Here is a 12,497-nt window from a genome sequence, read left to right on the forward strand (position 1 = left end):
GGACGGCGGACCTGAACCTATGCCCATAAGAAATGACACTTTGTGAAAAGTTCCTTAAAGTTTTCATGATTTCCCCATAATTAACAAGGGGATAGAACAGGAACAGAGTCTCGTTAGGCGCACAAGCCGATGATCTCGCAGCAATATTGCGTATCAGGCGGGACTGAAGGTTTTTTTGATCACTTGACGAAGGAACAAATACGGAATAAAGAAAGAACATTACATGTGTTTGGGAGGTGCGGGATGCTATCCTTTCTGGAAGATGCGGCGGAGCTGGCATCGTTGAGTTGTTTTCTCGCCCTTATTGCCATCGTCGCCCGTGGCAGCGGCCTGGCGTGAAACTTTTCGGCCGGATTCCCCGGGGTTCGGAATTCTGTTGAGAGGTTGCGATCCGCCGCGCGAGCCGTCCCCCGGATGATAAGTTGTGGGCGCGCGAGAACGTCGCGCCGATCATGTCGCTGCGGGGCGCGTAATGGACCTTCCGATTGCCGAAAATGGTGCTGGCGCTAGCCTGGGCGGGTTCGATCCCGCACTTGCCGGGCCCGGCGTCGCCGTGACGGCGGCGGTCGGTTTTGTCCATCTCCATGTCCATAGCTCGTTTTCCTTGCGTGAGGGCGCGCTTTCGATCGGCAGGCTGGTGAAGCTGGCGATGGCCGACGCGATGCCGGCGCTGGCGATCACCGACAGCAACAATCTTTTCGGCGCGCTGGAATTTTCCGAAAAGCTCGCCAAGGAAGGCATCCAGCCGATCATCGGCGCGGCACTCACGCTCGATTTTGGCGATGGCGGACAGCTTGCGCCGCGCGGGGCTGAGACGGAGGCCGGCCGGGCCACGGTCGTTCTTCTGGCGAAGGACGATGAGGGCTATCGCAACCTCATGCATCTGGCCTCCTGCGCCTGGCTCGACCCGGAGCCCGGAGACCCGCCGCATCTGCATCTTGCCCGGCTCGCGGCGCGGAGCAGCGGCCTCATTGCGCTTACCGGCGGCCCGAAGGGTCCGCTCGACCGTTGTTTTGCGCTGGCGCGGCCGGAGGTTGCGGCGCGGCGGCTCGAATTCCTGCAAGGCTGTTTTGGCGGCACTCTCTATGTCGAGCTGCAGCGGCACGGTCTGACGCAAGAGCGGGACGTCGAGCCGCATCTGATCGATCTCGCTTACCGCCATTCGCTGCCGCTGATCGCCAGCAACGAGCCCTTCTTCGCCAGCGCTGAAGATTATGAAGCGCATGATGCTTTGCTGTGTATCGCCGACGGAACTGTCGTTGGCGATCAGACACGCCGGCAGCTCACCCCCGAACATCGTTTCAAGACGCGGGCAGAGATGCGCGAGATTTTCGCCGATCTGCCAGAGGCCCTGGCCAATAGCGTCGAAGCGGCCTTGCGTTGCGCCTATCGCCCGTTGACCCGCAAACCGATCCTGCCGCGCTTTTCCCGCGCCACGGGGGATGATGAGGCGGCCGAGGCGGCCGAACTCGTGCGTCAGGCGGAGGCGGGGCTTGCCGCCCGGCTTGCCAAGCGCGGTTTGGCGCCGGGCCTCGCCGAAGCGGACTATAGCGCGCGGCTCGCCTTCGAGCTCGACGTTATCGTCAAGATGAAATTCCCCGGTTATTTCCTCATCGTCGCGGATTTTATCAAATACGCCAAACGCAACGGCATTCCGGTCGGGCCGGGACGCGGTTCCGGCGCGGGTTCGCTCGTGGCTTATGCGTTGACGATCACCGATCTCGATCCGCTACGGTTCGGCCTTCTGTTCGAGCGCTTCCTCAATCCCGAGCGCGTATCGATGCCGGACTTCGACATCGACTTCTGTCAGGACCGTCGCGACGAGGTTATTCGTTATGTGCGCGAGCGTTACGGCGCGGATCGCGTCGCGCAGATCATCACCTTCGGCTCTTTTCTCGCGCGCGGCGTCATGCGCAACGTGGGCCGCGTCCTCGAAATGCCGCTCGGCCAGGTCGACAAGCTCGCCAAGCTGGTGCCGCAAAATCCGGCAGCGCCGGTCTCGCTGAAACAGGCGATCGAATCCGAGCCGCGGCTGCGCGAGGCGGCGGAGGCCGAGCCGCGCGTCGCGCGCATGTTGAAAATCGCCGAGACGCTCGAAGGGCTTTATTCCAATGCCTCGACCCATGCGGCGGGTATCGTCATCGGCGACCGGCCGCTCGAAGAGCTTGTGCCGCTCTATCGCGATCCGAAGTCGGATATGCCGGCGACCCAGTTCAACATGAAATGGGTCGAGCCCGCGGGGCTCGTCAAATTCGACTTCCTCGGCCTGAAGACGCTGACGGTGCTCGACAAGACGGTGCGGCTCCTGGCGCAGCGCGGCATTGTCGTCGATCTCGCCGAAATTCCGCTCGACGACCGCAAGACCTACGAGATGATGGGGCGCGGCGAGGTGGTCGGCGTGTTCCAGGTGGAAAGCGCGGGCATGCGCAAGGCGCTTGTCGATATGCGCGCCGACCGTTTCGAGGATTTGATCGCGCTTGTCGCGCTCTACCGGCCCGGGCCGATGGCGAATATTCCGGTCTATTGCGCCCGCAAGCTGGGTGACGAACCGGTGGAATATCTGCACCCCGGGCTTGAGCCGATCCTGAAGGAAACATTCGGCGTTATCACCTATCAGGAGCAGGTGCAGCAGATCGCCCGCGACCTCGCCGGCTATAGCCTCGGGCAGGCCGACATTCTGCGCCGTGCGATGGGTAAGAAGATCAAGGCCGAGATGGATGCGCAGCGCGGCCGCTTCGTCTCCGGGGCGGTTGAGCGCGGTCTTTCAAAGGCGGAAGCGGACAAGATCTTCGATGCCTGCGCGAAATTCGCCGAATATGGATTCAACAAATCGCATTCGGCGCCTTATGCGCTGTTGACCTATCAGACCGCCTATTTGAAGGCCAATTATCCCGTCGAATTCCTCGCCGCGTCGATGACGCTCGACAAAGGCGCCACCGATAAATTATCGGAATTCGCCAACGAGGCGCGCCGCCTCGGAGTCAAGATCGAGCCGCCGTCGGTCAACCGCTCCGGCGCCGATTTCGAAGTCGCCGCCAATGCCGATGGCGACTTGTCCGTCGTTTATGCGCTCTCGGCGATCAAGGGTGTCGGCGAAGGCCAGTCCGCTGCGCTGGTCGCGGCGCGGGGCGGGCGCCCGTTTGCCGATCTTGGCGATTTCGCCGAGCGGATTTCGGCCCGCGATGTCAACAAGCGCATGCTGGAATGTCTCGCCGCGGCGGGCGCCTTCGACGCGCTCGAGGCCGATCGGGCGCGCGCCGCCGGCGCGATCGAGGCGATCCTGGCTTTGGCGCATCGGCGCGAGGACGAGCGTTGCGCCGGCCAATCCGGGCTTTTTGATGCCGAGCGCGTCAACCCGCTCGCCGGCGTCAAGGTTGAGAGCTGGTCGTTGGCGGAGCGGCTGCAGCACGAGTTCGAATCCGTCGGCTTCTTCCTCTCCGGCCATCCGCTCGATGCTTACGGCGCCGTGCTTCAACGGCTGCGCGTGCGGCGCTGGAGCGATTTTGCCCGGGCGGTGAAGCAGGGGGCTTCCGCCGATCGTCTCGCCGCCGTCGTTCTCGACCGGCAGGAGCGGCGCACCCGTTCCGGCAGCAAGATGGGCATCGTGCAATTGTCGGATCAATCCGGCCAATATGAAGCTATCCTGTTTCAGGAAGGGCTCAATCAATACCGCGAGTTTTTGGAGAAAGGTGCGGCGGTTCTCGTCGCGTTGCAGGCAAGTGTCGAAGGCGAGGATGTGCGCGCGCGCATCATCTCCGTTGAGCCGCTCGATCAGGCGGCGAGCCGCCGGCAAAAGGGGCTGCGTGTCTTCCTCCGTGATCCCGCGCCGCTGCCCTCGATCGTCCGCGGCCTCGCCGGGCGGGGCGATGGCGAGGTTTCGCTCGTCCTGATGACGGGCGGCGGCGAAGTCGAGGTGAAATTGCCTGGCAGATATCCCGCCAACGCCAATGTCGCCTCGTCGCTGAAGACGATTCCGGGCATCCTCAACGTCGAATATGTGTGAGCCTGCGATTGTCGCCGCGCCGGTTGCCGCGACATCATCGTCCGGCTAGTTTGGCGCCGTTTTTGGGGGCGCGGCCGTGCTGAATTCTTTGTTGGCGCTTGTCTTCGGATATTTGTGCGGGTCAATTCCCTTTGGCCTCGTGTTGACGCGTTTTGCCGGCACGGCCGATCTGCGCAGCATCGGCTCCGGCAATATCGGCGCGACCAATGTGTTGCGTACGGGTCGCAAGGATCTCGCGGCGGCGACGCTGCTCCTTGACGCGCTCAAGGGCCTCGCGGCGGTACTGATCGTCGCAGCGCTCGCGCCCGGCGTGCCGCCGCTCTTCGCTGCGGCGGGGGCCTTTCTCGGCCACGTTTTTCCGGTCTGGCTTGGCTTTCGCGGCGGCAAGGGGGTCGCGGTTTTTCTCGGCTGTCTCTTCGGGCTCGATTGGCACGTGGCGCTGGTCTTTGTCGTTGTCTGGCTCGCGGTGGCGGCGGTGACACGCTATTCCTCGGCCGCTGCGCTGGTCGCGAGCGCGGCGACGCCGCTCGCGCTGGTCGTTGACGGGCGTCGCGACATTGCCATTCTCTATGGCCTGCTGACCGCGCTGGTGTGGTGGCTGCATCGCGCCAATATCGCGCGGCTGCTTGCCGGGACGGAATCGAAGATCGGCGCGAAGGCGGCGGCGGAAGAGGCATGAGCGGCGGCGCGGCGGGGAGTGTCAAACTTTCTGACGCGCAGCGTTTCGATTGGCTGCGGCTCTGGCGGAGCGAGAACATCGGCCCGCGCACTTTTCATGCGCTCGTCCATCGCTATGGCGGCGCGCGCGGGGCGCTGGAGGCGCTACCCCGGCTGATGCCGCGTGGCCGCGCGGTGAAGATTGCAAAAGTCGAGGATATCGCGCGCGAATTTGACGCCGCCGCCCGCTATGGCACGACCTTCGCGGCTTTCGGCGAAGCCGATTATCCTGCACGCCTCTTCAGGATCGACGCGGCGCCGCCCCTCGTCGCCCTGCGCGGCCATCTGCCGGCGTTTCAGCGTCCGGCGGTCGCGGTCGTCGGTTCGCGCAATGCCTCGGCGGCGGGGCTCGCCTTCACCGAGCGACTGGTGCGCGGGCTGGCCGAGGCTGGCTTTGTCATCGTCTCTGGTCTCGCCCGCGGCATCGATCAGCGCGCGCACAGGACGAGTTGCGCGAACGGCTCGATCGCGGTTCTGGCCGGCGGCCTCGATAAAATCTATCCGGCCGAACACGCGCCGCTGCTTGAATCGCTGCTGGAGCATGGCGCGGCGATCAGCGAAATGCCGTTCGGCTGGGAGGCGCGCGGCCGCGATTTCCCGCGCCGCAACCGCATCATTTCGGGGCTTGCGGATGGAGTCGTGATTGTCGAGGCGGCGCACCGCTCCGGTTCGCTCATCACCGCGCGATTCGCCAGCGAGCAGGGGCGCGAGGTCTTCGCCGTTCCGGGGTCGCCGCTCGATCCGCGCGCCGAAGGCACAAATCAATTGATTCGCGACGGAGCAACGCTCTGCACATCGGTCGTGGACGTGATTGAGGGGCTGGCGCGGCAAATTGTTGAGGTGCCAACCCCTGGTTTGTCAGAAGGCGTGAGCGGCGGACCGTTCGACGCGCTTTTATGGGATGAACTTGATCTGCTGGAGGGTGTGGCCATGCCGCGCGCTCAGGGCGAGGGCGCCCAGTCGCTTGATTCGCCGCCGGAAGGCGACGCGACTGATACAGCCGGCGGACAGTCGCCACAGGCGCGACTCGTTACTTTGCTCGGCCCATCGCCGGTCTCGGTCGACGAACTCGCGCGCAGCGCAAATCTATCGACGGGCGAAACACGTGCGATTCTTCTTGAACTGGAATTGTCAGGAAAACTCGTCCGCAGCGGCGGCGATCTGGTCAGTCTGACGGGCTCAGTTTGACGGTTCGTTGAGCTTGGGCACATGCGATTCGGCTTCGAGCCGCGCCAGGTTCAGGAGATAGGACAAGGTCTCGAGGTCCGCGCCGCCGGCGAGGGTCGCAAGCTCCGCGGACATGTTAGCAATGTAGTCAGCGACGCCCGCAACGGTTTCGGGTGAATGCTGGCCGGAAACTGAAGAACCCTCTGTTTTCTTTTGACGCACTTTCGGCACGGGTCTGCGCAACCGCGAAGGCCTGTCGCTACACATATTGGCTCCGGGAAGCTGAGTAAGCTCTGTATACACGCATTAGTTGTACATAATGACTAAGCGTGTCAACGTCCTTATTTTACATAAGGATAAATACTTAGGGACTGTTCGGGCAAATAAGTACTTGCCGGGCAAAGAGCCCGGCAAGGGAAAATATATTTCTTTATGCGATAGCGGTTTTAGCAGCTACCAGAGCCGACTTTCCCGCTAGGGTTGCTGTCGGCGCCCCCGGATGCAGTCGAAGTGTGGCCGCTACCGCCGGTGCGATCGCTCGTGCCGCTCGCCTGGTCGGAGCAGGGCTTTGCCTGTCCCTGTTCAGTCATGTTCGAGCCGACCGGCTGTTGCGGTGAGGTGGAAGGCTTGGAATGCGCGTCTGGATTGGTGCTCGGCATGCTGGTCTGCGCCAAACACAAGCCAGGCGATGCAAGCGAGAGAGCTGCTGCAAGCACAAGGAATTTCATAGCACATCTCCTTCTGTTGGATGCGCGGGACAATTGCCAGCAACAAAAGGAGTTCCGCCGAAATCATTGCCGCGTTGCGGCGATGATCTGTGATTTTTCAAAGCGTTGCGATGAGCTGCAAGCGCCGGCATTCAGGCGCGCCGGAAATGTGCACCGCTCAAAGCGCGAGGTTGGCGGCGAGGGTTTGCCCTGCGTGCAGGAATCGCTCGGGATCGACGGGCTCGCCATCGATTCGTACTTCATAATGCAGATGCGGGCCTGTGGCGCGGCCGGTATCGCCGATATGACCGACAACGCTGCCAGCCGCGACGCTTTCTCCCACCGTGACGTCGATGCTGGAGAGATGCGCATAGCGCGTCGCCAGACCGTTGCCGTTGTCGATCTCGACAAGATTGCCGTAGCCGCCCATGGAGCCTGCGAAGCTGACGCGCCCCGGCGCGGTGGCGCGAACCGAATCGCCATAGGCGCCATGCAGATCGACGCCCGTGTGCAAAGCCGGGCGGCCGAAGAAGGGATCGATGCGCGGGCCGAAGGGTGAAGTCACCTCAAGCTCGCCGGGCAGTGGTGCTTTCAACGGAATATGCGGCAGAACGGCTTCAAGATCTTGCGCCGTCGCAAGAGCGTTTTGCAGATGCGCTGCGGCGCCCGCAAAAGCGGAGCCGTCGGAGAGAACCGGCAGCGGCACGAAAGGTCCGCCCACGCCGCCCGCAGTATTGCCGTATGGCGCGTGATCGCCGACATGGAAGCGGCTGGCGGAGAGTCCGACAGCGGCGAGCGTATCGTGGACGCGGCGTTTCAGCCGGTCGGCCGGACGCTCAAGCGTCGCGAGGAGGGCGAGATCGGTCGCCTCCGTGCGCTGGTAGCGGGCAGCAAGATCATGCGCGAGGCTGTTGGGTGATTGCGTCGCATTCTCGTCGGCCGGGGCCGCGTCGCTGGTGCTGAAGGGCAAAGTTGCCGGATGGGCGCCATCCTGGAGCCTCAGGTCGAAGCCCGCCGGGTGCGGCTTGCCATCAAGCGGCGGGTCCGGCGCGGCAAAGCCGGCCGCCGTGGCGGGTGGCGCGGAGGAGGGCGAAATGGCCGCCGTCGGAGCAGGATCGACCGCACCAGGCGTGTCCGCGTCGGCGGGAAAGTGCATTTGCTTCGCTTCGGCGGCGAAAGTGGCCAGCAGAGCGGTGCGGCTCTCAACCTGATCCTGGCGCCGCGAGAAGTCGCGCAGGCGCTCGGCGAAATCGGCGGCGTCGCTTGCGGATCGCTGATTGATGTTCTCGACGTCGCGCTTCAGTGCCGCGATGCGGTCTTCATAGGCGTATTGCATGTCGGCCTGATGCTGCATCAGCCCCGCCAGCACGTCGTCGTGGAAAATCAGATAGCAGGTCGCTGCAAGATAAATCACCGCGGCAACCGGGATCAGCAGAAACACGACAAAGGCGGCAAAGCGCGGGATCGTCAATGTGCGGGCATGGGCGCGATAGGCAAATGTCAGAAGGAGACGGTGGTGAGGCTTATGGCCAGCTTGAGCGTGACGGGCGTGCATCACCAGACCCAACCAATTTCGAGGGAAAAACACTCCTGATAGGACTGTGTTAAGGTTAATATTCCTTAAAGATATCTGGTCTCAGGCGAGGGTCTGCGCCGCCGCGAGCACGGCCGCTGCGTGGTCCGGTACTTTCACCTTGCGCCAGACCTGGGCGATTTTTCCATCGGCCGCGATCAGAAAGGTTGTGCGCTCGACGCCCATGTATTTGCGCCCGTAGAGACTCTTCTCCGCCCAGACGCCGTAGGCTTCCAGCATGGCTCTCGATTCATCGGAGATCAGTTCAAGATCGAGTGCGTGCTTGGTCTTGAATTTGGCGTGGCTCGCGACCGAGTCCGGAGACACGCCGACGACCGTAGCCCCGGCTTTGGCGAAGCCGCTTTTGAGCCCGCTGAAATCGATGGCCTCGCGGGTGCAGCCGGTCGTATTGTCCTTCGGATAGAAATAAAGCACGAGCTTTTTTCCGGCGAAGGATTTGAGCGTTCGGACGGTGCCGGAATCGTCCGGAAGTTTAAAATCCGGGGCCTTGTCGCCGGGGCCAGGGCTGCCGCTCATTTCCGCCTTCCTTTCGTCTCATTAAACGGCAAACGCTTACGCGAGCCGGGGCCAGTCGAGCGCGTGGAGTTTCGACAAGCCACCTATATTCGGGTACGAATCGGCTTTCCAGTTCAGTCTGTTGCCGAAGGGCCACTTCCGGTTTGGTCGATCACAGCGACGATATTGGCGGCGTGCGCGAGACCAGGGATGCCCTCGTCCGGCGCGAAATGCATGCTCCCGCTGTACTGCGCAGCCCCCTGCGACCGCAATTCACGCTTCTCATCTGGCTGACGCGCCGGCTTGTCGGTTCGCGCGGCAGCCTCGTCCTGATCAGCGTGATTGCCGCCACCCTTCTGGGGCTTTATCTGGCCAAGGGCCCGATCGCCCTGGCGGGCCTCGGGCCGCGCATCACGCAGGCGCTCAACGAGAAGGTCGCCCCCGATTATGCGTTCAAACTCGGCGGCTTGTCGGTCACGACGCATGGGCTCGGCCCGACGCTCGCGATCGACAATCTGATCCTTGAAAACCGTGAAGGCGCGACGATCCTTTCGGCGCCGCATGCCGAGATCTCCGTCGATCTCATTTCGCTCATCTATGGCAAGGTGGTGCCGACCCGGCTCGAAATCTTCGGCGTAGAGGTACGCCTCGCCTTGCGGCCGGATGGCTCGCTGGCCGTCTCGGCGGGCAATGGCAAGCAGCAAAGCCTGCTCGTCAGCTCGCTGACGGCGGCGATGGCGACGCCAGGCGCCTCGGCACCAGTGGCGCCCGAACTGCCGCCGCTTGCCGGCGCGGCGCGGCCGCGCTCGCTGGCGATGAAGCGCATCGCCGCCGCGCTGCGGCTCTTGATCGACATTGCGACGCGGCCGACGGGTCCACTGGCGAAAATCGATCGCGTCGCGATTTCGCAGGGCCGCTTCGTCATCGAAGACGAACTCAACAACGAAACGAAGCTCTACGAGGGCCTCCAGCTTTCGCTCGCCAAGACCGGAGGAGGCACCAATCTCGATCTTTCGGCGCAGGGCCCGAATGGTCCCTGGTCGGTTTCCGCGCGCGCCGCTGGCAAGCCCGGCGCGGCAAGACGGCTCGATTTCAATTTCAAGAATATCTCCATCGACGAGATTTCACTTGTCAGCGGCGCCCGCAATATTGGCGCGGATTTCGATATGCCGGTGTCGAGCCACCTGACCGTCGCGATCGATCCGAAGAATCAACTGACCGACGCCAGCGGCAGCCTGCATTTCGATCCCGGCTATTTGCGTTTCGACGATCCCAACGATGAACCGCGGCTGATCGATTCAATCGATACCGCCTTTCACTGGGACGGTGCGGCCCGCCAGATGGTCGTCGACAATGCGCAGGTTCGGACCGGGGGAACCGACCTCACCCTGCACGGCGCTATCACGCCGCCAGTGCGCGAGGGCGATGACTGGCTGATCGGCCTCACCAATTCGAAGCGCGGCGTCTATGGTGCAGAGCGGCCGGGCGAAGACCAGATCTTCTTCGACCATATCGATTTCCAGGGCCGTCTCGCCCTCGACAACAAGACGTTCCATATCGATCGTCTGGCCTTCAGCGGACCCAACAACGGTTTCGCCATGGCGGGCGCGGTCGATTGGAAGAACGGGCCGCATATGAGCATGGGTGCTTCGCTTTCGCCGACACCGGCGAAAATCGTGATGCGGCTCTGGCCCGCCTTCATGGCAGCCGACATTCGCATGTGGTTCCTGGAGCATGTCAAAGGCGGGATCATCACGCACGGCACGCTGCGGATGAATTTCGACGCGGCGATGATCGATCACATGCATCATCAATATCCGCCACCGAATCCGGCCCTCGCGATCGACTTCGCCGTCTCCAACGGCTCGCTCACCTTCCTCAAGGGCGTGCCGCCGCTCGACGGCGTCGAAGGCTCCGGCCATATCACCGGCCGCACCTCGACCTTCACCGCGACGAGCGGGCATATGCAGGTCGGTTCCGTCGGTGTGCTGACCTTGTCCGAGGGCGGGTTCCACATCGACCACGCCGAGATAAGGCCAACCCCGGCGGAGTTTTCCGCCCGTGTGACAGGCGATATTCGCGCCGTCGGGGCGCTGCTTAACCTCGACGCCTTGAAGCCCTTCGTCTCGCTGCCGGTCGATACTACCCAGATCAGCGGCCAGATCGACGGACAGCTTGGCATTCTCCTGCGGCTCGGTCCCGGCGCCGATCCGAAGAGAGACTTCAAGCTCAGCGTCGATTCCACAACGACGCAATTCTCGGCCCAGAAGCTGCTCGGCAACCAGGACCTCACCGACGCCACGCTCAGGGTGAGCGTCAATAACGACGGTCTGCACGCCTGGGGCAAAGGCCATTGCCTTGGCGGCCTCGCCGACATCGATGTCACCCGGCCGGTCGGCGCGCCCTACGGCAAGGCAGTCGTCTCCATGGAGATGGACGACGCCGCCCGCGCCAAGCAGGGCCTAGCCGTGCTGCCCGGCCTTTCCGGCCCCATCGGCATGCGCATTACCGCGCCGCTCGGCGCGCCCGGCCCCGTTAAAGCGCAGATCGATCTCGATCTGGCTCGCGCCGAAATCGACGGCCTCGGCATCGTCAAGCCCGCCGGCCGGCCTGGAAAAGCCAGCTTCGAATTATCCGCCAACGACGATCACACGACGACACTCGATCAGCTCGTCGTCGATGCGGGCGGCGCATCGATTAAGGGATCGGTCAAGATTGGCACGCCCGACGATCCTTCGCAGTTTTCCGCGCATCTGACGCAGGTCAAACTCTCGCCGGGTGATGATGCGAGAGTGGATCTCAGCAAAGCTGCGGACACGGTCAAGGTCGTCATCCACGCCGTCTCCTTCGATGGGCGGCCGTTTCTGAAAACCCTGACGCTGACTCACGCCGAAGACAAAGGGGCCGACGAAGCCCCATCTCACGCGGCGAAAGGCAAACAGGCCGCGCGGCTGCTCGCAAAGACGACGACGGATCTCAACATCGATGTCGCGATGAAGGCGGAAAGCCTCGTCGGCTTCAACAAGGTCGCGATGAGCAATGTCGACCTGCATCTCGTCAAAAATAGTGACACGCTGAAACAGTTCGCGCTCACCGCCCGCATGGGCCGTCAATCGACGATCGTCGGCCATCTCGATCACGCCGATTCACCGGCACCCCAGCTCGACCTGACGACCGACAACGCCGGCGGCCTGCTGGCCTTTATCGATCTCTATAAACACATGAAGGGCGGGGTTTTGAATGTCGAGATGCGTCTCGGCCACGACGCGATGGCAGGCTCGCTGATCGTCAAAAACTTCGTTCTTGCGGACGAGCCGGCCTTGCGCCGCCTCGTCTCCGAAGGCGTGCCGCGCAACACCCGGACCGGCGAGCCGGCCTTCGACCCGGACGCTGTTTCCTTCCGCAAATTGCAGGTGAACTTTCAGCGCGCCGAGGGCCGCCTCGATATCAGCGACGGCGTGATTTACGGCTCGCAAATCGGCGTCACCGCCAATGGCTGGCTCGATTTCGCAGCAAGCCGCGTTGATCTTCAGGGCACATTCGTCCCGGCCTATGACGTGAACAATTTCTTCACGAAAATTCCGTTTTTCGGCTTGCTCGCCGGAGGTTCGAACGAAGGACTCTTCGCCATCAATTATCATATCGTGGGTTCGCCGCGGCAACCGACGCTGAACATCAACCCTTTCTCAATCGCGCCCGGCATCCTGCGCAAAATCTTCGGCTCGATCGATCTGACCAATCCCGACAGCGAATCTGAGGCGCCTCCGCCACCGGGCGCGGACGGGAGACAGTAGAATCCAATCTCCCATTCCGC

The 12,497-nt window shown here is 63.0% G+C and carries 8 protein-coding genes; 5 read left to right on the forward strand and 3 right to left on the reverse strand.

Annotated elements, in window-relative coordinates:
• Positions 1 to 129: 129 nt before the first annotated feature.
• The 4 genes from CWB41_RS12865 (at position 130) to dprA (ending at position 5,908) form a co-directional block, all read left to right on the forward strand.
• Entirely contained in the window at positions 130 to 339 is a 210-nt protein-coding gene (locus tag CWB41_RS12865) for a hypothetical protein (RefSeq protein ID WP_129396492.1), read from the forward strand.
• Positions 340 to 472: 133 nt separating this feature from the next.
• Positions 473 to 4,003, forward strand: coding sequence for a DNA polymerase III subunit alpha (gene dnaE, locus CWB41_RS12870; protein ID WP_115837536.1), 3,531 nt, complete (start codon positions 473 to 475; stop codon positions 4,001 to 4,003).
• A gap of 76 nt (positions 4,004 to 4,079) precedes the next feature.
• Positions 4,080 to 4,682, forward strand: coding sequence for a glycerol-3-phosphate 1-O-acyltransferase PlsY (plsY, locus tag CWB41_RS12875; RefSeq protein WP_115837535.1), 603 nt, complete (start codon positions 4,080 to 4,082; stop codon positions 4,680 to 4,682).
• The gene (dprA, locus tag CWB41_RS12880; protein ID WP_115837534.1) at positions 4,679 to 5,908 is read left to right on the forward strand and encodes a DNA-processing protein DprA; all 1,230 of its coding nucleotides are present in this window, start codon (positions 4,679 to 4,681) and stop codon (positions 5,906 to 5,908) included. Before plsY ends, dprA begins: the two co-directional genes overlap by 4 nt.
• On the opposite strand, the gene CWB41_RS16480 is transcribed toward dprA, so the two are convergent.
• The 3 genes from CWB41_RS16480 to bcp form a co-directional block, all read right to left on the reverse strand.
• A complete protein-coding gene (locus CWB41_RS16480; RefSeq protein WP_281024159.1) occupies positions 5,900 to 6,022 on the reverse strand; it encodes a hypothetical protein in 123 nt (40 codons plus the stop codon). The two genes, dprA and CWB41_RS16480, sit on opposite strands and share 9 nt — an antisense overlap.
• Positions 6,023 to 6,772: 750 nt before the next feature.
• The gene (locus CWB41_RS12885; protein WP_115837532.1) at positions 6,773 to 8,149 is read right to left on the reverse strand and encodes a peptidoglycan DD-metalloendopeptidase family protein; all 1,377 of its coding nucleotides are present in this window, start codon (positions 8,147 to 8,149) and stop codon (positions 6,773 to 6,775) included.
• 81 nt (positions 8,150 to 8,230) lie between these two features.
• The gene (bcp, locus tag CWB41_RS12890; RefSeq protein ID WP_115837531.1) at positions 8,231 to 8,704 is read right to left on the reverse strand and encodes a thioredoxin-dependent thiol peroxidase; all 474 of its coding nucleotides are present in this window, start codon (positions 8,702 to 8,704) and stop codon (positions 8,231 to 8,233) included.
• Positions 8,705 to 8,847: 143 nt separating this feature from the next.
• On the opposite strand from bcp, the gene CWB41_RS12895 reads away from it, so the two are divergent.
• Positions 8,848 to 12,477, forward strand: a complete 3,630-nt coding sequence (locus CWB41_RS12895) for a YhdP family protein (protein WP_115837530.1) — start codon at positions 8,848 to 8,850, stop codon at positions 12,475 to 12,477.
• Positions 12,478 to 12,497 lie beyond the last annotated feature (20 nt).

It is taken from the genome of Methylovirgula ligni (assembly GCF_004135935.1).
Lineage (GTDB): Bacteria > Pseudomonadota > Alphaproteobacteria > Rhizobiales > Beijerinckiaceae > Methylovirgula > Methylovirgula ligni.

Bases quoted from the DNA above. Each gene is read 5' to 3' on its own strand.
- CWB41_RS12865 (WP_129396492.1), top strand. From the start codon at position 130: ATGATCTCGCAGCAATATTGCGTATCAGGCGGGACTGAAGGTTTTTTT.
- dnaE (WP_115837536.1), top strand. From the start codon at position 473: ATGGACCTTCCGATTGCCGAAAATGGTGCTGGCGCTAGCCTGGGCGGG.
- dprA (WP_115837534.1), top strand. From the start codon at position 4,679: ATGAGCGGCGGCGCGGCGGGGAGTGTCAAACTTTCTGACGCGCAGCGT.
- CWB41_RS16480 (WP_281024159.1), bottom strand. From the start codon at position 6,022: ATGTCCGCGGAGCTTGCGACCCTCGCCGGCGGCGCGGACCTCGAGACC.
- CWB41_RS12885 (WP_115837532.1), bottom strand. From the start codon at position 8,149: ATGCACGCCCGTCACGCTCAAGCTGGCCATAAGCCTCACCACCGTCTC.
- bcp (WP_115837531.1), bottom strand. From the start codon at position 8,704: ATGAGCGGCAGCCCTGGCCCCGGCGACAAGGCCCCGGATTTTAAACTT.